We start from the raw sequence: 20,374 nt of genomic DNA on the forward strand, positions 1-20,374 counted from the left end.
TGCTTCAGCCGCGCATTTCGCTTATGCAACGATGAATCTCACGATGACCGATCACCCCAGCCGTACCCTCGCGGCCTTTGCCGCCACGCTCGTTTTCGACGCCATCCCCGCGCCGGTAGTCGAGCGCACCGTCAATCTCTATGTGGACTGGCTCGGCTCCGCGCTCGGCGGCAAGGGCGCGCGCCCCGTCGAGACCATTGCGCGCTTCGCCCGCGCGGCGCGCGGCGCGCAAAGCCCACACGGCCATGGCCGCCGCTAACGGGCTGATGGCGGCCCATCCGGCCGCCGACGCATTGCTCGCCGCGATGGCCGAACACCGGCTCGCGCCCGACGACATCGCAGCCGTGACCGCGCACGTGCATCAGGGCGCCATCGACGTGCTGGGCAGCGTGACCACGCCCAGCACGGTTCACCAGGCGAAGTTCAATATGGGCACGGTGCTGGGCCTGTGCGCGTATCGCGGCTATGCGGGCGTGAACGAATTGGAACACGACTACGCACAAGCGAACATCGCGGTGTTCCGCGAGCGCGTGGCGATGGTGCTCGACGAAGAAGCGGACCGCGCGTATCCGGCGCGCTGGATCGGCAAGGTGAGCTTGAGCACGCGCGACGGCCGCACGCTGCATGCGCGCGTGGACGAGCCCAAGGGCGACCCCGGCAACACGCTCTCGCGCGAAGATCTGGCGACGAAGTTCGTGCGTCTCGCGGCTTTCTCGCATGCGGCGAGCGAAGACGAGGCGCACGCATTGCTGGAGCAAGCGTGGCGCATTGCCGATGCCGCGCGCGTGGGCGCGCTCTTTGAGGCGGTGCTTTAGCTTTTCTGCGCGGCCGGCTTGCTGCGCATGAAGCGCAGCGCGAAGCGCACGAGCTTCGGCATGGTCTCCGGGCGCAGCAGGCGCGGGTCGTAGCCCGAGAAGCGCCGGTCGTTTTCTTCGAGGCACAGGCGCATCAGATCCGGCACGTTGATGTCCACATCGGAGACCGACTGTGCGCCGTTCACCGTGAAGTTGTTGTCCTGCTGCTGCTCGTTGCCCTCGGCGTCCATGGTGCGCGCGAGGCCGATGCGCTCCCAGCCCAGAAACACCCACACGCGCGCCACTTTCAGTTCGAAGGCGATGCGCCGCCACCACGAAAGCCGCGCGCGGTGCCACGCCACCCAGTTCGCGAACAGCAGGATATGTCTGCATTCTTCCTGCATCACGGGCTCGAACGTGTCGATGAGCTCGGGCGGAAACAGCCCCGAGCGCTTCGCGACTTCGAACAGACCGAATGCGAAGAAGCTGTCCACGCATTCGCTGTAGCCCGTCACGAGATAGGCCCACTCGGCGTCCTTCGGAAACGCGTAAGGCGGCTCGCTCGCGAGCGCGATGCCATAGGCCCGCACCATGCGCGAAAGCACTTCCTTGTGGCGGTTTTCTTCCCACGCGTTGAGCGCGAGCGCGGCGCGCATCTCGGGGTCATCGACCGTCGCGGCATAGGCTGCCATGCGCAGGCGCGCCTTGCCCTCGGTCTGCACCGCGATGTCCCAGATCGGCAGATCGACGATGCGCTTGAGCGCCGCGGGCTCGAGCGAGGGCCATTCGAGCACCGAGGGCCGGTACGGGTTGAAGGTCTCGCGGAACATGCGGCTGGTTTCGCGGCGGTGCGCGTCGGAGCCGGGCGTAAGCGGGCCGGGTTCGGCGCTCGTCCAGTAGCGCGTATTGCGTTCGGCGGCCTCGAGCGTCGCGCGGTCGGGCGGCTCGCTCGGCAATTGCGGCGCGTTGAAGTCAGGGATCAATTGCGCCGTGTCGAAGGCGTCGAGTACCTGATCGTCCATCTGAAAGCGTCTCGTGTGGTTAGGTCGTGTTATTCGATTATTTGCAGCGTCGGGAAAACGATCAATTCTGTCACTGATGCGCGGAATCCGCCGCAGAATCCGCTTGCCCGGCGCCGGCTTCCCGGTTGTCGGCGTGGGTGACATGCGTGCCGCATTGATTGCAGAACGGGAAGAACGCGAAATTGCGCGCGCCGCAGTTGCAGACTTCGAAAAGCCTCAGCCCGCAGTGAATGCAGAACGAGACCTGGTCGCCGCCCAGATGCCACGGCTTGTCGCAAGACGGGCACAGCTTCTTCTGATATGCGCCAATGGCCTTTTCGTAGACCACGGTGCGGGCGCGCTCGCTCTGGCTTTGCTGCATTTCCGCGCGTTTTCGCTCCACGTAACGCTGGAACGCGCGCAGCATGTAGAGCCCCGCGAACACTGTGAGCGCAATGCCCACGAGCACGCGCACATAGCCGCCGAAATCGGGCAGCCAGGGCACGAGCTCGACAAAGAACGCGCACAGCGCAAACAGCCCGAAGCCGTAAATGAACGGCCAGTAGCGGCTTTTGCGGCGCTTCACGAAGAGCCATACGGCCACGAGCAGGATCGGCAGCGTGAGCGCGAGACGCCAGCCGAACACCGTGAGTTCGTAGCGCCGTTGCGCAGCGGCGTAGCGGGCGTCGGCGCCGGCCTGGGCCCGAGCGAGCTGGGCGTTCAATTGCTCCGTGCGTGCGTCGAGCGCGCGCTGCTGGTCGGCGAGCGCGTCGCGGCGGCGCTGCCAGTCGATCACGCTCGCCTGCAACAGGTCGAGATTGCGCGTGCGCGCGAGCAGTTCGATGTCGTTGCGGTTGTCGCCCGTGGCCGTGCGCGTGGCGATCCAGTTGCGCAGGCTCTCCCGGGCGTTGCGATAGTCGGTGTTCGCACGGTCGTACGCAATGCGCAGGGTCTGCGCCTTGTCGTCGAGCGCGCTGCGCTGGCGCTCCAGATCGCGCGTTTGTGCTTCGAGCGGCGCGATGGCGGCGCGGTCGACGAATTGCTCGACACGAGGCGGCCCGCCTTGCGGCGCAAACATGAGGTCGCGAATCACGAGGCTGCCGAGCATGTCGAGGAACAGCGCGAACACGATCGCGATGATCCACGAGGCAATCTGCAACAGGCGGGCGGGCCGCGAATAAGCCTGGCTGGTGTTCATGGACGGTTCTTGGGAGAGCGCAACGAAAAGCCAATGGGCGAGCGCCATTGTAAATGGCGCGGCGCGCGGGCCGATGGCGCGTGTTGCCAATATTGCAATACGCGCAACGATTGGCGAGCACATTTCAATGAATTGAATAATCGCCAGCGCGCCTTTTTTATCGGACAATTATTGGCGTCGGTTCACTCGAAAAAGGTAGAGTGTCGCGAAAGTGCGATCGGACGAATGGCACGGCCAGGATTGCTGCATGGCAAGCCGCCGTCGATAGACGTACGCACCAGGGGGCTTGCGCGAAACGGTTCATTGCACCCGCCGTTTTGCCGTCGCGTCTTTACCATTCATAACCGGAAGCTTGCACACGTGCGCATCCTGTCGATATTCGGAACGCGGCCCGAAGCCATCAAGATGGCGCCGCTCGTGAAGTGCCTCGAAGCCGAGCCCGGCGTGCAGTCCCTCGTTTGCGTGACGGGGCAGCATCAGAGCATGCTGCAGCAGGTTCTCGACCTGTTCGGCATCACGCCCGACTACAACCTGGCGGCGATGACCGCCAACCAGTCGCTCAATGGGCTCACCTCGCGGTTGTTCGCGGGGCTCGACGACGTGCTCGCCGAGGTTGCGCCCGATCGCGTGCTCGTGCATGGCGACACCGCCACCAGCATGGTGGCCGCGATCGCCGCGTTTCACCGGCGCATTCCGGTGGGACATGTGGAGGCGGGGTTGCGCACGGGCAATATGTTCGAGCCTTGGCCCGAGGAGATGAACCGGCGCGTGGTGGACGTCGTGGCCGACCAGCTGTTCGCGCCCACGGCCAGCTCCCAGGCCAACCTCGAAGCGGAGGCGCTCACCGGGCGCGTCGTCGTCACGGGCAATACGGTCATCGATGCGCTGCGGCTCATGTGCGCGCGCCTCGATAGCGACGACGCCATGCGCGCGCGCATCGACGCGCAGTTTCCATTTCTCGAACCCGCAGGCACGGGCCGGCCGCTGCTGCTCGTCACCGGCCATCGCCGCGAAAGCTTCGGCGAGGGCTTCCAGCAGATCTGCGCGGCGCTCGCAGCGCTCGCGCAAACCGGCAAGATGCAGATCGTCTATCCGGTGCACCTGAATCCGAACGTGCGCGGCCCGGTGCTCGCGACGCTCGGCAACGCGCCCAACGTCCACCTGACCGATCCGCTCGACTATCCCGAGTTCGTACGCCTGATGCAGCGCGCGGCCATCGTGCTCACCGATTCGGGCGGCGTGCAGGAAGAAGCGCCCGCGCTCGGCAAGCCGGTGCTCGTGATGCGCGACGTGACCGAGCGGCCCGAAGCGCTGGCCGCCGGCACGGTAAAGCTGATCGGTACCGACCGCGACGCGATCTATAACGCGGTGCTCGAACTCGCCGTCGACGAGTCGGCGCGCAGTGCGTACGCGCGCCGCGTAAATCCCTATGGCGATGGCCACGCTTCGGAGCGCATCGTCGCTTCGCTCGTGGGCAAGCCGTTCACGCCGTTCGGGAGCCATGCGCTGCCGGGCTATGCGCATCCTGTGCTGGCCGCCCGCCCGGACGCGCAGTAAGCGAAGAGGGGCGCCGCGAGGCGGCCTCACATAAGCAACAAGAGCAAACAAGGCGCGCACCTGAGCGCATGACGCCCACACCATGAGACATGACGTGAAATCGATTTCGACCTTGCATCGGGGTCCTGGTGCGGCCGATCCCGAGAGCGTGGCAGGCATGCGCCGCCCGCGCGGCAAGCGCATTTCAGTGGCGCTTTATGCGCAGTACGCCGCATCCGCTGCAATGAGCGCGCTAAGTGCCGGCGCTCATGCCGCGCCCGCGGACCTCGCCGGCGCGTTCGCGCAGCTCGGCGCGGGGCGCGTGGAGTCGCGCACCGTCTCGCTCGCCGATCTCGGCATACGCGAACCGGTCGTGCTGCGCGCGCCCGACGCCGTGCAGGAGCTCTATCTGCCGGTGCCGGCCGACCTGCCCATCCAGAACGCGACGCTGCAACTCGACGCGAACTATATGCGCGGCAATGGCGGGCGCACGACCTTTCTGCTTTCGCTTGACGGCACGCCCGTGCAGTCGCGCAATCTGACCGAAGCGCAAGGCGACGGATCGATCAGCCTCGGCGTGGATGGCGCGCCGCGCCCCTCGGGCTTCGTGCGCGTGGGGCTGCAATGGTCCTCGGTGCTCAGCGACGCGTATTGCACGGACCAGACCGCGATTGCCAATCTCTGGCGCGTCGCGCCCACGACGCGCCTGAGCTACCAGTTCGACGCCGCGTCGATCCACGACGTGCGCACCGCATGGAGCGCGCTGCCGTCCAAGCCCGTGGTCATGGTGAGCGGCGCGAAGCTCGACGCCGCGGCCTACGACGTCGCGTGGCGGGTCGAAGCGCTGCTCATGCGCAGCGGCGCGAGCCCGGTCACGCAGATCATGCCCGCCGTGGGCGACACCGTGCATCTGGGCAGCGTGCAGATGAACGCGGCATTGCAGGCCGTGCCCGCGTTCGCGGCGCTCGCTGCGGGCGGCGACCACAAGCTCGCGAACCCCGCCGAATTGGGCGCGCTCATCGCGCTTGCCCCCGAGGGCGCGTTCGCGCCGAACGTCGTGATCGACGATGCCGCGTTGCGCGCGCATATCGGCGAGGCGCTCGACGCGTTGCGCGCGCAAGTGCAGGGCGTGTCGCCGGAGGCCGCGCAGGCGTTCGACGCGTGGCGCAAGCGCGCGGGCGGGCCGTTGCTCGCGGCGTCGTCCGATCCGCTCGTCAAGGGTGAGGTCGCGCTCGCGCATCCGGGCGGCTTGCCGACGGTCGTGGTCGGCGACGACCTCGGCATGAGCGCGCTCTCGCGCGTGTGGAGCGGCGTGGGGGCGTCGAACCGTCTGGTGGTGCACGAACTGGCCGCCTCGCCAAACCGCAGCGCGGGCGGCAGCACCGACCAGCTTGCGTTGTCGCTCGTCGGCGGCACGCCTCGCACCTTGAATGTGCTGACGAGCGCCACGTGGGACGCGAATTTCGATCTCGCGGCGGTATCGGGCAACGGCGAGATTCCACGCCGCGTGGAGCTCGATCTCGCGGCGGCGCCGGCGGCCGAACGCAACGGCCAGACCGCGTCGGTGTTCTTCAACGGCGTGCTGATCGGCGCGAAGCTGCTCGACACCGACGGGCGCCAGCAACGCGTGAGCGCCGACATTCCGGCCTACGCGCTCGGCACTACCAATACGCTGCGCGTGCTGTTCCAGCGCCCGCCGCGGAGCGAATGCCGCCCGCGCGAGCAGGGCTACCCCGTGGCGGTGCTGCCCGGCAGCCATCTGGTGCTCGGCCAGGGGCCGCTCGCCGAGAATTTCACGGGCATGATCGTGCGCTTCTCGCAGCAGGCGACCGTGCTCGTGCCGCAGTCGTATCTCGCCGATCCGGTGGCGAGCCTGCCGCGCGTCGCGCGTCTGGCCAATGCCACGGGCGTGTCGCCCACGCGCGCGACGCTGCAAGCGGTGGCCGACGGCCAGGCCGCGCAGCCGGCGGGCCCGTTCCTCGCCGCCGATGTCACGCTCGACAAGCAGGACGGCCACGCGAGCTTCGATAACGGCCGCGTGACGCTCAAGGGGCGCGGCGGCGCGACGCTGATGGACGTCTCGGGGCTCGCGAAGCTCGGCGTGATCGAGGTGGTGCGCTCGGGCAGCACGCCGGGCGTGCTCTATCGCAGCGTGGGCGCGCCGCCCGAGCTGCCCGCGAGCCTCCAGTACCTGCAAGGCGATGTGGCGATCGTCGCCGGCTCGGGCGTGCTCAAGCAGTTCGACACCCAGTACGCGGGCGGCGTGCCGCCTCTTGACGACCAGCGCGCGTGGCTCACGCGTCACTGGGCCGGCTGGGGCGTGCCGACGATTTCGATTGTGGCGCTGCTCGCGCTGATCTTTGGAGCGGGCTTCGCGCGCAGCCGTGCGCGAGCACGTTCGGCGGCGGCTGCCGCGGCGAAGGCCGAGGTCAAGGCCAGGGAGAGCGAAAGCGCGGACCAGGACCGCAGCGGCGGCAGCGCTGGCAACAGTTCCAGCAACTCCGATAACTCTGGCAACAAACAGGACTGAGCGTGAGCTGGAACACGATCGACTGGTGGCTGAACTATCTGGCGGGCCGCTACTACCAGGGCATGGAGTACCTGGCGACGGCCGTGGCGGTGATCATCCTGCTTTCGAGCATCGATGATCTGTTCATCGACGCGTGGTACTGGGTGCGCAGGACCTTCCGCCACTTCACCGTCGAGCGCCGCCATCAGCCGCTGCGCGCCGAGCAGCTCTACGAGCGCGAGCAGCAGTGGCTCGCGATCATGGTGCCGGCCTGGCGCGAGGAGGACGTGATCGCGGCGATGGTCGAGAACGCGGTGAAGGTGCTCGACTACCGCAACTATGTGATCTTCGCCGGCACCTACCAGAACGATGCGGCGACCATCGCCGAAGTCGAGCGCATGCGGCGGCGCTACAAGCAGTTGCAGCGCGTGGAGGTGCCGCACGACGGCCCCACCTGCAAGGCCGACTGCCTGAACTGGATCGTGCAGGCGATATTTCGCAAGGAAGAAGAAGCCGGCATCGAGTTCGCGGGCGTGATCCTGCACGACAGCGAGGACGTGCTGCATCCGCTGGAGCTGCGCTTCTTCAACTACCTGCTGCCGCGCAAGGACATGATCCAGTTGCCGGTCGCTTCGCTCGAGCGCGAATGGTACGAACTCGTGGCCGGCACCTATATGGACGAATTCGCGGAGTGGCACGCGAAGGACCTCGTGGTGCGCGAGAGCCTTTCGGGCTCGGTGCCTTCGGCGGGCGTCGGCACCTGCTTTTCGCGGCGCGCGCTCGTGGGGCTCGCGAAAGAAACGCAGAACCAGCCGTTCAACACCGAGACGCTCACCGAAGACTACGACGTGGGCGAGCGCCTCGGCCGCATGGGCATGAATTCGATCTTCGCGCGCTTTCCGGTGCAGTTCGCCACGCGCCGCAAGACATGGTTCGGCCTCGGGCCCGTGCGCGAGTTCACGCTCACGATGCCGCTATGCGTGCGCGAGTACTTTCCCGATACGTTTCGGACCGCTTATCGTCAGCGCGCGCGCTGGACGCTCGGCATCGGCTTGCAGGGCTGGGAGCAGGTGGGCTGGGTGGGCTCGCTCGCCAACCGCTATCTGCTCGCGCGCGACCGCAAGGGCACCGTTACGGCGTTCGTGGGCATCCTCGCCTATGTGCTGCTGATCCAGTTCCTGCTCTTCACCTACGCCGATCTGCTCGGGGTGCGCCCCGATCTGGTCGCTTCGCCGTTCTCCAGTTCGCCGTGGTTCACCGCGCTGCTGTGGGCCAACGGCATCGCCTTGGTCATGCGCACGGGGCAGCGGGTGTACTTCGTTTCGCGGCTCTATGGCTGGGAGCACGGGCTGCTTTCGATACCGCGCATGGTGATCGGCAACTTCGTGAACTTCATGGCCGTGTCGCGCGCGTGGAAGATGTACCTCGGCTATCTCATCACCGGCAAGCGGCTCGTGTGGGATAAGACGATGCACGATTTCCCGTCGTCCGACGGCTTCAAGGACAGGCGTCAGCGTCTCGGCGAGCTGCTGGTTTCGTGGCATGCGATCGCGCCCGAGCAGCTGGAAAAGGCGCTCGCGGCGGGGCAGGCGCAGGAGACGCCGCTGGGCCGCGTGCTGATGGCGCATGGCTGGCTCGACGAAGAGACGCTGGCCGAGGCAATCGCATTCCAGTCCGATTTGCAGCGCGCGCCGCTGGACGCCGCGCGGCTCGCGAGCCATGCGCAGGATCTGCCGCTCGAACTCGTGGTGCGCTACCGCGTGCTGCCGCAAGGCGACGATGGCGCGGGGCACGCGCTCGTGCTGTGCGCGAGTCCGCTCGGCGAAGAGGCGCTTGCGGCGTTGCAGGCGCAGTCCGCGTTGCCGATCGTGCAGCGCATCGCGCGCGAAAGCGAGATCGTCGAGGGCATGCGTTTGCTGCGCGGCGTGCCGGTACACGGTGAGACGCAGCGCGGCAGTCAGGGTGAAGCGCAACAAGCCATGCCGGACCCGCAAGCGAGCGCCCGGCGCACGCCGCCCGTGCCGCTGCTGGGCGATCTGCTCATCGAGCAGGGCGCGGTGAAGCGTGCGGCCTTCGAGGCGGCGCTGCAGCGTTATCACCCCAACGAGCATGGGCGCATCGGCGATTACATGGTCCAGCAGGGCGTCATCACGCCGGAAGCGCTGGCGGCGGCGATGGCCGAGCAGGCGCGCAGGCGCGCGGCAGTGGTGTCGGCATCATGAAGAAGAATCAGAAGAATCTGGAGCGATTGGGGATGCGGGAGCGTTGCACGGCATGGACCGGGGCGGCATCGATGGCGGCTGCGTGTGCGGGCCTCGTGAGCGGGGTGAGTGCCTTAAGCCTGGTGGGCGCGGCGCCCGCGTGGGGCGAAACCGCGCCCTCGGCAAGCGTGACGCTGCCGCTCGCGGGCGCGGCGTACCGGGTGGCGCAGCAGGGCTACGACGCCTATGCGAAGCACGATTATGCAGCGGCGCAGCGCTATGCACGCGAGGCGATACGCCAGCGGCCCGATGTGGCGTCGCTGCGCCTGCTGCTTGCGAATGCCGAGGCGGCGCAGGGCAACTGGCGCGGCGCGAGCAGCACGCTTGCGGATGCGATCGCGCAACTCGGGGCAGACGCGTCACTCGTTGCGCGCAAGCGGGAGATCGATACGCAGGTGGCCGCGCTTGCCCCTGCGCAAGGCACGCGGTCGCTAGGCTCGCGCGCCGCGGCTGCGCCGCCGGGCACGGGCTCGCCCGACAACCTCACGGGCCGCGCGTGGGAGCTCGCCAGCGATGCCTATCGCGCGTACGCCGCGAAAGACTACGAAGGTGCGCTGCGCGCAGCAAACGAAGCCATCGCGCTGCGGCCCGACGTGCTGCGCCTGCGGCTGCTCGCGATCGATTCGGCCATGGCGGCGGGGCACGATGCCGCCGCGTTGCAGCTTGCGGAGGATGCGCAACGGCGCTTCGGCGATAACACCCAACTGCGCATGCAACTGCGCGCGCGCCGCCTGCAAGCGGGGTCGCGACTCGCACCGCGCGAAGCGGCGGCGGCCCAGGCCGCGCAGCAGGGTGGCGACCTGCCCGCAGCGGCATCGCACGTGCGCGCCGCGATCGCCTATGCGCCGGACCGCATCGGCTACCGTCTGCAACTGCTCGACGTGCTCGCCGCGCAGCGCGACATGACCGGGCTCGACGCGGCTGCGAGCGATGCGTTGGCCGCCGGGGTTAAACCGGCGCTGATGCTATACGTCACGCGTGGCTATGCGCGCGCGGCGCTGGGGCAGAGCGCGCAGGCCGACGACGATTTCGCCCAGGCGCTGCGCATCACCGATGCGTCGCCGCGCGATCGCCGCGTGGCGCGCGTGGTTATCGCCGATGTCTGGACCGCCGAAGGTGAGCCGCAGCGCGCGCTCGATCTGCTCGCGCCGCTCAAGCCCGCAGGCGACGACACCGATGCGCCGATTGCAGCGCGCCGGTACGCCGCGCGCACAGCGCTCACGCAGACGCAACAGCCAGCACAACCCCAAAAGGACGAACGCGTGGCGACAGCGGCGCGCCCGGTGTTCGACTGCACCGTCGACGCGAGCGGCACGGCTTGCGATGTCTACGCGGCCGATGCGGGTTTCGCCGCGCGTCGCGCCTATATTCTCGCGGCGCAGCGCGGCGACAAGGCCGCGGCGGTCCGCTACGCGCGCGAGGCGGCGGCAGCCGCGCCCAGCGATCCCCAGCATCGCATCGAGTTGATCGATGCGCTGGTGGCGGCCGGCGACATGGATGGCGCGAAGCGCGAGTCGCGTGCGGCCCTCGATGCGGGGCTGCTCGATGGCATGCCGCCGCTGGCAGCGGCTTATATCGCGCAGCGCGCGGGCGCGGACCGGCGCGCCTACGATTATTTCGCCCAGGCCGATGCGGCGCACGCGTTGCCGCCGCAGGCCGCGGGTGATGTGGGCTACAGCGCGTACCGCGCGCATTTCGACGAGGCGGCCGCCCGCTATTTCGAACGCGCGATCGACTACGGCACTTCGCCGCCCGACGGCGCCGCGCCCGCCACGCTGCTGCAATTGCAGGATCTGCGCAACGCGCACGCGGACGTCACGCGCGACTGGGGCGTCTACGCCTCGCTGAACTATCGCGGCGCGGGCTTGCAGCCGGGCGTGACGACCGGATCGGTACCCGGCGCGGACGACTGGCAGACCGGCATCGAAGGCTATTGGCGTCCGTTCGGCTCGCTCGGCGACCGCAACTTCGAGGTCTATGCGCGCGCCTATCAGAACTTCGGCGCGAAGGGCGACGCGCCCAGCGGCATCTCGACGACGATCGGCGCCGTGGGGGCGCGCGCGAAGCCGTTCGAATCGATCGACGCGATCATCGCGTTCGAGCGGCTCATTCCGATCGGCTCGCATGCGCCTTCCGATTGGCTCCTGCGTCTGGCGTATTCAGGCGGCTTCGGCACCGAGCGCCGGCTCGACGTGCCTTCGTGGTGGACCTTGCAGGGCTATGGCGAGGTCGGCCATTACGTGAGCAACGACTGGAACTACGGCACCGGCTATCTCGAGCTGGGGCGCACGTGGCGGCTCGACAGCATCAGCCCGAAGCTCACCGTGTTTCCTTATGGCGTGATCGGCATGGACTACGATTCGAGCATCAATCACAGCGTGCCGGTCGGCATGGGCGTGGGCTTTTCGACGCGCTACTGGTTCCGCGACAGTTTCTACAACGCGCCGCGCTCGTATGTGGACGTCTCGGTGCAATACCGCTGGCGCTTGAGCGGCGACGATCGCGCTGGCGGCGTGTTCTTCGGCACTGTGCTGTCGTGGTGAGGGAGAGACTAACCATGCTGATTCGCTGCCTTTTTCAGCGCCGTTTTCAAGCTCGCCTTCAAGCACGTTTTGTGCGTGTGATGGCCGCATCGCTCTGCGCGTTCGCGGCGGCCGGCTGCACGCTGCAAGTGCCGGCCCACGCCGATTCGCTCGCCCAAGGCGTGGTCTGGCAACTGAGCAACGACCAGCTGAATCCGCATGGCAACTGGGACAAGCTCGGCATCAACGAGTTGCTCGTGCAATGGATCGCCGTCGACGACGTCGCTTACATGGCTGGCGCGGGGCTGCCCGCGCCGCGCTTGCCGGACTGGGTGCGCATTGCCAACGAGCCGTGGGCGCGCGGCGTGATCGTGGGCCTCGCCGGATATGCCGATGAGAAGAGGGCGCGCGCAAACGTCGAAGAACTCGTCGAGCGCTCGCTCAAGGTCGCGGCTGTACGTCCGCCCGTGCACATCACCGGCTGGTACTTTCCGGTCGAAGTCGATCCGACCTGGACCGACGCGAAGCGCCTCGCACCCTTGCTGGAACGCTTGCCGCATCCGCTGTGGATCAGCGTCTACGACAACAGCAATGTCGGCGGCGAGGCGCTGGCGAAGTGGCTCGACGCCTGGCTGCCGCACGATGTGGGCGTGATGCTGCAAGACGGCTGCGGGGTGTATGCGCGCGGCCCGGAGGCGGCGCGCGAGTATGCGGATGCGCTCGCGGCGCGGTTGGGCAAGGACCGCGTGCGCATCATCGCCGAGGCGTTCAGGCCGAAGCAGGGCGGCGGTTTCCGCTCGGCCACGGCGGCGGAGCTGGCGCCGCAACTGCAGCGGTATCACGGCTATCGCGTCTATATCTTCGACGGACCGCATTATCTGTCGAACGAACTCGTCGATGGGCTGCTCGCGATTCAGCACCCCGCGGGCAGCGGCGCGCCCAAGAGCGCAGCGCCCTGAACGCGCCACGCCCAGGCGCAGTCGGCATATTCAGCACAATCAGCGCAACTGGGCGAACGCGATGAAGAGCACCATCGCGCCGATCGTGCCGTCGAGCACGCGCCACGCACCGGCGCGCCGGAACAGCGGCGCCAGCACGCGCGCGCCGTAACCGAGGCCGATAAACCACACCGCGCTCACGCCCATCGCGCCAATCGCGAACGCGAGCCGGCTGCCTTGCGGCTCGCGCGCGCCGGCCGTGCCGATCAGCAAAAACGTGTCGAGATAGACGTGCGGATTGAGCCAGGTGAACGCGAGCGTCATCAGGATGATCGGCCACGCGCGCTGCACGGGCGCTTGCTGCGCGCCGGCTGCCTCCAGCACGGCATGGGAGGGCTTCATCGCGCGCCGCAGCGCGCCGATGCCGAACCACACGAGCCACGCGAGCCCCACATAAAGCACGAGATGCACGAAGGTGGGATAGCGCTCGACCAGCGCGGAAGCACCGCCCACGCCCGCGCCAATCAAAATGAAATCGGAGAGCGTGCACAGCAGCACGATCTTGCCGACGTGCGAGCGCAGAATACCCTGGCGCAGCACGAAGGCATTCTGTGCGCCGATGGTGACGATGAGCGAGGCGCAGAGCGCCGCGCCGTGCGAAAAAGCGAGCCAGTTCATGATGGTTGCGCGGCCGGTGGCCGAAATGGGGCGCAAGGCGCAAGGTGACGAGCACGTTGCGGCGGGCGCATGGACAGAGGAAGCAATCGGCGTTAGTCTGCCGCCGTGGCTAGCTTAAGCGAAGCTAATTTTCTTAAACCGGATTAAGGAACGCTAATGCTCGACTATGCGTTGCTCGACGCGCTCGCTGCCGTGGTCAGGCATGGCTCGTTCGATCGCGCGGCCGGCGCGCTCAACGTCACGCCTTCGGCGGTCTCGCAGCGCGTGAAGCTGCTGGAGGAGCGCGTGGGCACCGTGCTCGTGAAGCGCGGCCAGCCCTGCGTGGCCACGGCGGCGGGCGCGCTGCTGTGCCGCCACACCGAGCGCGTGCAACTGCTCGAGGCGGAGCTCGGCGGCGGCATGCCCACGGTGGCCGCAGCGCTCGACGCATCGCGCCCCACCTTGCGCGTCGCGGTCAATGACGACAGTGTGGGCACCTGGTTCATCGACGCCGTGGCGGGCTTTTGTGTCGAGCGCGGCATCCTGCTCGATCTCGTGATCGACGACCAGGACCATACCGCGCAGCGCATGCGCGACGGCAGCGTGCAGGGCGCCGTGACGACCCAGGCTGAGCCCGTGCAGGGCTGCCGCTCGACGCGGCTTGGGCGCATGCGTTACCTCGCGGTTTGCTCGCCGGCGTTTTTTGAGCGCTATTTTTCTGCGGGCGTGGGGCGCGAGGCACTGCGCCGCGCGCCATGTGTGGAGTTCAATCCGAAGGACCAGCTGCAAAAGCGTTTCGTGCGACGCATCACGCGCGCGCAGGTGGACGCGCCGCTGCACTGGATTCCGCACGTGGCGGGTTTTCTGCGCTGCTGCGTGAGCGGACTGGGGTGGGGCATGTGCCCCGAACGCATGATCGCGCCGCATCTCGCTCGCGGTGAACTCGTTGAGCTCACACCGGGACGTACGCTCGACGTCGAGCTTTACTGGCAAAGCTGGCGTTTGTCGATCGGCTGGCTCGACGACTTCGGCGCCATGCTCAAGCACCGCGCGGCCGAATTCCTCGATCAGGGGCGTGGGGCCTGATCCGCTAGCTGGCGCGGACCGACTCGTTGCGCGCCCAACCATTGCGCCGGGATTGACGCTCAAATGCCGCGCTCATTGGATGACATTTGAATTGTCGAATTTGGCCGGAATCGCGGTTGCCGCTGTTGCTATTACGCGTGATTTGTCGATTCGTCGCATAAGGGCATGACAAAAAACGCTAAAGCACAATTCATTTTAGATTAATACCGCATGAAATAGAGGGGAGTCTCGAATTCCCGTTCTCCATGGATCCGCATGCCATGTGCGACAATCCCCCGCGCCCTGACGTTGTCCTGCATGATGAGAAACCTCAATATGCGTGTGTCATGAAATGGTCATGCGTTTCGTTGATCGAAACGCAACGGTGGGCGTGACGGGATGCCGCTGCCACGCCGCCCGGCAATGGATGGAAAGGGATAAAAAGCCTGTTGAGGCCGATCCAGTGCAGGAGCGCGGCAGGCGCCTGCAGTAGTCTTGCTCATGCATCGTCGATCAACGAGCAATGACACGTATCCGGTTATTTTTTCCTGGCGGCGAATGTTAAAGATCAACAAATCGGCAAAAAAGTTGCAGAAGTAAATGTAAAGAAACGATCATCACTGTCTTACAATTGCAACTTGAATGTCCGATGACTGCATTTGCCCCGCATGGGGATTATTGTGTGAATATTCAGTTTTTTCTGTGGATTGCGAGAATCGCACGCTATAATCCGGGCGTGGCAGAGTGCTTATTCGACCGGCATATTTGAATCGTTTCCACGTGCACGAGGTGCATTATGACGAAATTAGATACCGGCAGCGCATGGCAACAAACCATTGATCTTCTGTCCGCCGCCTCGGAGCCTTTGGGCCCGGACGGCGAACCTGAATGCATCAGGAGTTGCAAACCGGTACCCATCACACGCAGCGCTTCGGAAGCGGCCAATCGGCGCCGCGCCACCGTGCGTTCGTGGGATGCACAAGGCATTACCTTGATTCGGCGTCACGATCCGGAAAGCATCACCGTCTGCTGGAGCGACGCCACGTATGGGCGTTATTCCGACCAGTTGTGGCGGGTTTGCACCGCGCGTCGCAGCGCGGTGTGCGCGTTGACCGGCGAGAAGATCCGCCGCGGCGACGCCGTGTTCCGCCCCAGCCCCAACCGCCGTCATCGCCCGGCCAATGCCGACGCCATGATCCTTGCGAGCAAGCTGGACGCCTTTCCCAGCGGCGTCGTGGCTGCACGTCTCGACGAGGCGCTCGCGGCGTAAGCACTGCGTGGCGCGCGCCTGACGCCGCACTGCAGTCGCGTCACAGCCGCATCGTCGCACGCAGTTGCATCGCAGTTGCATCGCAGTTGCACCATACATCAGCCGGCAGCCATTTCATGGCCGCCTCGCGGCCGCGCCGAGATTGCAGCGGCAGGTTTGCTGCTTGTGTCTGTTTGTGTCGCATGCGCCAGCCTGCATCGAACGCTCGATGCGGGCTGCGGGCTTTTTATCGCCTTTTCCGCAGCATCCAGCTCTTTCCTCATCCGACGCCCCTCGCGCCGCCGGCCCGTTTGCGGTACGGGCCAGCGGGCTGCGGCTTCACGGCGCCGTCATGCGGTCTTGTCGCCGACGGTTTCTTCTTCAGAGGCGTCGCGCGTCTCGGGCATCACGAACCACACCATCAGCACTGCTGCCGCGCCCGCCGAGGCGAGGCCCAGAAAGCTCACGGTATTGCCCAGATGATCGGCGACAAACCCCGCGAGCGCGGTGGAGAGCGTGGCGCCAATGCCCGCCGATAACCCGAAGAGCCCGATGCACAGGTTGTAGCGCCCCTTGTCGCCGGCCACGTCGGCGGCGATGAGCGGCAGCATCACGCCGAACACGGCGGCCGAGATGCCATCGAGCATCTGCACCGGCACGAGGAAGTATGGGTTGCCGACCGCGGCGAACAACAGCGCGCGCAACGGCAGGGCGCTGAAGCCGAGGATCAGCACCGGGCGGCGGCCCCAGTGCTGCGCGGTACGGCCCACCCACGGCGACATCAGCGCGACGATCGCTTGCGGCACGATGATGCACGCCGCAATCACGAGCTGCACGTTGTCGCCCATGCCCGCCGTCACTTCGCCGGCCGCGAGATTCAGCATCGCGGCGTTCGAGAGGTGGAACAGCACCACGCAGGCCGCGAAGGTCAGCATGCGCTTGTCGCGCAGCAGGTCGAGGATGGTTTCGCGCGGCTCGCCCGGGAGTGCAGCCGTTGCGGCTTTCGCGGGCTTGTCGTCGGGGCTGCTTTTCAGCGGCTTGGGCGCGTGGGCGTGCTTGTCGTACTCGATCATGGCGAGCGCGACCAGCGCGGGCAGCGCGAGCGCCGCTGTGAGCCAGAACACCGCGCGCGGCGAGATGTATTCGCCGCACAGCCCCATCAGGCCCGCGGCGACCGCACTGCCGATCGAGGCCCAGCGCGCGTTGCGCCCGAGCCGGTCGCCGAGGTTCTGCCGGCCTACCAGTGCCAGCGCGAGCGCCGCCATGGCCGGCACCAGCATGCAGCTCGCGAAGCCGTGGAACACCTCGGCGGCCATCACCGGCACGACGGTCGGGCTCGAGGCGAGCAGCACCGCCGAGAGAATGATGGCGATGATCGCCCAGGCGGCGGCGGCTTTCTTGTTGCGCAGAGCGTCCACGGCCGCGCCGCCCGGCACCTGGCTCACCATTGCGCTGATCGTGCCCACCGAGAGCGCCAGGCCGATTTCGCCCTGGGTCCATTTATGCGAGGCGAGATACGAGGCGATGAACGGGCCGAAGCCTGTCTGCACGTTCGCGACGAAAAAGTTGAGCCAGTCGAGCGCGCGCACGCTTCGCAGACTGGGTTTGGGTTGCGTAGTACCTGTCATTGGGCACCGCGCGCGGGAACTGCAGGAGCGGCCGGCGCAGCCTGTGCGGCAGGTGCTGCTGGCGGCGCTGCGGGGCTGACGGCGCGAACCGGCTGATCGTTCGCATAGGCGGGCGAGGCGTCGATCTGCTGGTCGCTCATCTCGAGCTGGGCTTCGAGCGCGTTGTTCTTCGTCACGAAGTGCAGCGCCGACCAGTCGGCGGCGATGGTGCGGCGCTTCTCCAGCGTGCCGCTCACATCGAGCACGACCGCGAGCGGGTCGGCGCTGCCGCCGATCAGCACGTCCACGACGCGCCCAACCTTGGCGCCGTTGGCGCGCTCGACGTTGGCGTCGAGCATCGGCAGGCGCGTCGGGCTTGCCTCGGCGTTGCCGGACTGGGGCGCGCCCGACTTGGGCCGGTCGGGAATCTGCAATTGGGCGGGCGTGAGCGCGAGCGTGATGGCCGGCGTCTTCGCCTGGGTGTTGATGTGCACGGCGCTCCACGGGTAGTTGGCCTTGCGGTCACCCACGCCCATGAAGCCCTGCAGGTTCACGACCACTTCCTGCGGCTTGCCGCCCGGGCCCGCGACCATGTCGACGGCGCGGCCGACGACCTTGCCGTCGGGCTTGCGCACTTCGCTGTCGAGCAGCGTGCGGAAGGTGCTGCGATCGAGGGTGCGGGTCTGCACGAGCGGGGCGGGTGGCGGCGCGGGGGGCGCGCTCGCGGGTGCGGGCGGCGGCGGCGCGGGCTTGGGCCGCCGCACGAGCGGGGGGCGCGACTTCTTGGGGGCCGGTTTGGCGCCCGGAATTTCGGCCGGCTCGCTGGCGGTCTCGGGGGCGGCGGCCGCTTCGGGCTCGCTGACGATCGGTTCGGTCTCGCTCACGCCAACGGGCGCCTCGACGATGGGCGCGGGCGGCTGGGTCGTGAACAGGCTGCAGCCTGACAACGCGACCAGCAAGAGCAGGGCGAGGGCGTACTGAAGGGATATAACGGGACGTGCGAAACCGCCTCTCATCAACAGAAACTCCATGGAGCGACCGGCGCGTGGCGCGCGGCGAGGGGAAAACCGGGTCGGGGTGCGTGAGAGTTTAACCCGCATGGGGCCGTATTCCGGCCCAAACTGCCGCTAATCTGCTGACAAAACCCTTCTCGCGGGGCCATTCGGGCGCATTTCAGGCAGGGCGCGAACGCATCGGAGCGCTGGCGGAGCGCCAGGCGGCCCCGGGGTAAACACGAGGCCCGGTGGCGTTTTGCGCCTAGTGCATGGCGATATAAGCGTCGCGGCATGCCGGCAATGTGATTCGCGCGATGGGAGCATGGGACGGGTTCGCCTAATCTTCGACCCTGTAAAAAGATGTCAAATAAATGAATGGGTATAGCGCGCCGCAAGGCGCGCCTGGCTGGCGTCGACACCACTAGTCAATCCAGACGAGACGAACCTGATGACGGATCCGCCCCATAATCGCGGACCGTTTCAGCATGCTGATAAAGGAGGCCTCACCATGATGGAACCCCAGGCACAGCAGGTGGCAGAACTGGCCACCGCTGCGATCCGCGAGGGCGATACCGCCGACGCCATTGGCTCGACCGGTTTCCTCAACCGTTACTTCGATATTTCCGCGCGCGGCAGCTCGGTGCGCCAGGAAAGCGTCGCCGGCATCACCACGTTCCTTGCGATGGTGTATTCCGTGTTCGTCGTGCCCGGCATGCTCGGCAAGGCGGGCTTCGATACCAGCGCGGTGTTTGTCGCCGTGTGTCTCACCACGGCGTTCGGTTCGCTGCTGATGGGCCTGTGGGCGCGTCTGCCGATCGCTATCGGCTGCGCGATCTCGCTCACCGCGTTCACCGCGTTCGGCCTCGTGCTCGGCAAGGGCCTGAAGCCTGAAGTCGCACTGGGCGCCGTGTTCCTGATGGGCCTCGTGTTCACGGGCATCTCGGTAACCGGCGTGCGCTCGTGGATCCTGCGCAACCTGCCGCACGGCATCGCCCACGGCACGGGCATCGGCATTGGCCTGTTCCTGCTGCTGATCGCCGCCAACGACGTGGGCCTCGTGATCAAGAATCCGGGCGCTGGCCTGCCGGTTTCGCTCGGTCCCGTCACCTCGCTGCCCGTGATCCTCTCGGTGGTCGGTCTTGCCGCGATCTTCGGCCTCGTGCGCCGCCGCGTGCCGGGCTCGATCCTGATCGTGATCGTCGCGATCTCGGCGCTCGGTCTCGCGATCGATCCGGCTGTGAAGTTCCACGGCGTGTTCGCATGGCCGTCGCTCTCGGCGCCGGGCCATGCCTCGCTGATCGGCGCAATGGACATCAAGGGCGCGCTCTCGCTCGCCGTGCTGCCGAGCGTGCTCGCCCTCGTGATGACCGCGGTGTTCGACGCGACCGGCACGATCCGCGCCGTGGCAGGCCAGGCTGGCCAGCTCGACGCCAACGGCCGCATCATCAACGGCGGCCGCGCACTCACGGCCGACTCGGTCAGCTCGATCTTCTCGGGCTTCTTCGGCGGCGCGCCGGCGGCGGCTTACATCGAATCGACGGTGGGCGTGGCTGCCGGCGCCAAGACCGGCATGGCCGCAGCCGTGGTGGGCGTGCTGTTTCTCGCGGTGATGTTCTTCGCGCCGCTTGCGGGCCTCGTGCCTTCGTACGCTACGGCGCCGGCGCTCATGTACGTGGGCCTGATGATGCTCTCGAGCGTCTCGCGTCTCGACATGGACGACATGGTGGATGCGATGTCGGGCCTCGTGTGCGCCGTGTTCATCGTGCTCACCGCCAACATCGTCACGGGCATCATGCTGGGCTTCGCCACGCTCGTGATCGGCCGCGTGGTGAGCGGCGAGTTCCGCAAACTCAACGTCGGCACGGTGATCATCGCCGCTGTGCTCGTGGCGTTCTACCTGGGCGGCTGGGCTATCTGATGCGCCGCTAGCGCCCACATAGCCCGGTCTTCGGCAAGACGGACCCGAGGCGGCCCGTCCTGCCGGCTTCACGGCCCGCGTTCGCTTTATGGCGGCGCGGGCCGTGCGGCATTTGGGGGCGGGA

13 protein-coding genes and 1 pseudogene are annotated in these 20,374 nt (G+C 67.1%); 9 read left to right on the forward strand and 5 right to left on the reverse strand.

The features are described from left to right. Positions 1-43: 43 nt before the first annotated feature. Positions 44-815 (forward strand): annotated as a pseudogene (locus NH14_RS22325) (MmgE/PrpD family protein). Here the strand turns inward: NH14_RS22325 and NH14_RS22330 are convergent. Continuing rightward, positions 812-1,816, reverse strand: coding sequence for a hypothetical protein (locus NH14_RS22330; protein ID WP_052148011.1), 1,005 nt, complete (start codon positions 1,814-1,816; stop codon positions 812-814). The pseudogene NH14_RS22325 and the gene NH14_RS22330 overlap by 4 nt on opposite strands. Before the next feature lie 70 nt (positions 1,817-1,886). Further along, positions 1,887-2,993, reverse strand: coding sequence for a zinc ribbon domain-containing protein (locus tag NH14_RS22335; protein ID WP_035526272.1), 1,107 nt, complete (start codon positions 2,991-2,993; stop codon positions 1,887-1,889). Positions 2,994-3,353: 360 nt separating this feature from the next. Between NH14_RS22335 and wecB the strand changes: the two genes are divergently transcribed. The 5 genes from wecB to NH14_RS22360 all read left to right on the forward strand — a co-directional run bounded on the left by wecB (position 3,354) and on the right by NH14_RS22360 (position 12,780). Further along, on the forward strand, positions 3,354-4,550 hold the full coding sequence (gene wecB / locus NH14_RS22340) for a non-hydrolyzing UDP-N-acetylglucosamine 2-epimerase (RefSeq protein WP_276511619.1): 1,197 nt from the start codon (positions 3,354-3,356) through the stop codon (positions 4,548-4,550). Between the two features lie 94 nt (positions 4,551-4,644). Beyond that, positions 4,645-7,059 carry a cellulose biosynthesis cyclic di-GMP-binding regulatory protein BcsB gene (locus tag NH14_RS22345; protein WP_244143480.1) on the forward strand — a complete coding sequence of 805 codons (2,415 nt, stop codon included), beginning with the start codon at positions 4,645-4,647 and terminating at the stop codon, positions 7,057-7,059. A 2-nt stretch (positions 7,060-7,061) separates the two neighbouring features. Then, complete coding sequence (locus NH14_RS22350; protein ID WP_276511620.1) at positions 7,062-9,260, forward strand: glycosyl transferase family protein; 2,199 nt, start codon at positions 7,062-7,064, stop codon at positions 9,258-9,260. Next, positions 9,257-11,842, forward strand: coding sequence for an NfrA family protein (locus NH14_RS22355; RefSeq protein WP_237179740.1), 2,586 nt, complete (start codon positions 9,257-9,259; stop codon positions 11,840-11,842). Before NH14_RS22350 ends, NH14_RS22355 begins: the two co-directional genes overlap by 4 nt. Positions 11,843-11,922: 80 nt before the next feature. Beyond that, positions 11,923-12,780: an alpha-amylase family protein gene (locus tag NH14_RS22360; protein ID WP_237179741.1), complete on the forward strand. Its 858-nt coding sequence runs from the start codon at positions 11,923-11,925 to the stop codon at positions 12,778-12,780. Between the two features lie 39 nt (positions 12,781-12,819). Here the strand turns inward: NH14_RS22360 and NH14_RS22365 are convergent, their stop codons facing one another. Further along, complete coding sequence (locus NH14_RS22365; protein WP_035526288.1) at positions 12,820-13,437, reverse strand: LysE/ArgO family amino acid transporter; 618 nt, start codon at positions 13,435-13,437, stop codon at positions 12,820-12,822. A gap of 156 nt (positions 13,438-13,593) precedes the next feature. On the opposite strand from NH14_RS22365, the gene NH14_RS22370 reads away from it, so the two are divergent. Both NH14_RS22370 and NH14_RS22375 read left to right on the forward strand, forming a co-directional pair. Then, positions 13,594-14,502, forward strand: a complete 909-nt coding sequence (locus NH14_RS22370) for a LysR family transcriptional regulator ArgP (protein ID WP_035525779.1) — start codon at positions 13,594-13,596, stop codon at positions 14,500-14,502. A 775-nt stretch (positions 14,503-15,277) separates the two neighbouring features. Further along, a complete protein-coding gene (locus NH14_RS22375; RefSeq protein ID WP_084225368.1) occupies positions 15,278-15,751 on the forward strand; it encodes a DUF3331 domain-containing protein in 474 nt (157 codons plus the stop codon). Positions 15,752-16,080: 329 nt separating this feature from the next. On the opposite strand, the gene NH14_RS22380 is transcribed toward NH14_RS22375, so the two are convergent. Together NH14_RS22380 and NH14_RS22385 are read right to left on the reverse strand one after the other, a co-directional pair. Then, entirely contained in the window at positions 16,081-17,358 is a 1,278-nt protein-coding gene (locus NH14_RS22380) for an MFS transporter (RefSeq protein ID WP_035525782.1), read from the reverse strand. Next, the gene (locus NH14_RS22385) at positions 17,355-18,353 is read right to left on the reverse strand and encodes a PRC-barrel domain-containing protein (RefSeq protein ID WP_035526293.1); all 999 of its coding nucleotides are present in this window, start codon (positions 18,351-18,353) and stop codon (positions 17,355-17,357) included. Before NH14_RS22385 ends, NH14_RS22380 begins: the two co-directional genes overlap by 4 nt. A gap of 487 nt (positions 18,354-18,840) precedes the next feature. Between NH14_RS22385 and NH14_RS22390 the strand changes: the two genes are divergently transcribed. Then, positions 18,841-20,250, forward strand: a complete 1,410-nt coding sequence (locus NH14_RS22390; RefSeq protein ID WP_035525785.1) for an NCS2 family permease — start codon at positions 18,841-18,843, stop codon at positions 20,248-20,250. Positions 20,251-20,374 lie beyond the last annotated feature (124 nt).

It is taken from the genome of Paraburkholderia sacchari (assembly GCF_000785435.2).
Classification (GTDB): Bacteria; Pseudomonadota; Gammaproteobacteria; order Burkholderiales; family Burkholderiaceae; genus Paraburkholderia; species Paraburkholderia sacchari.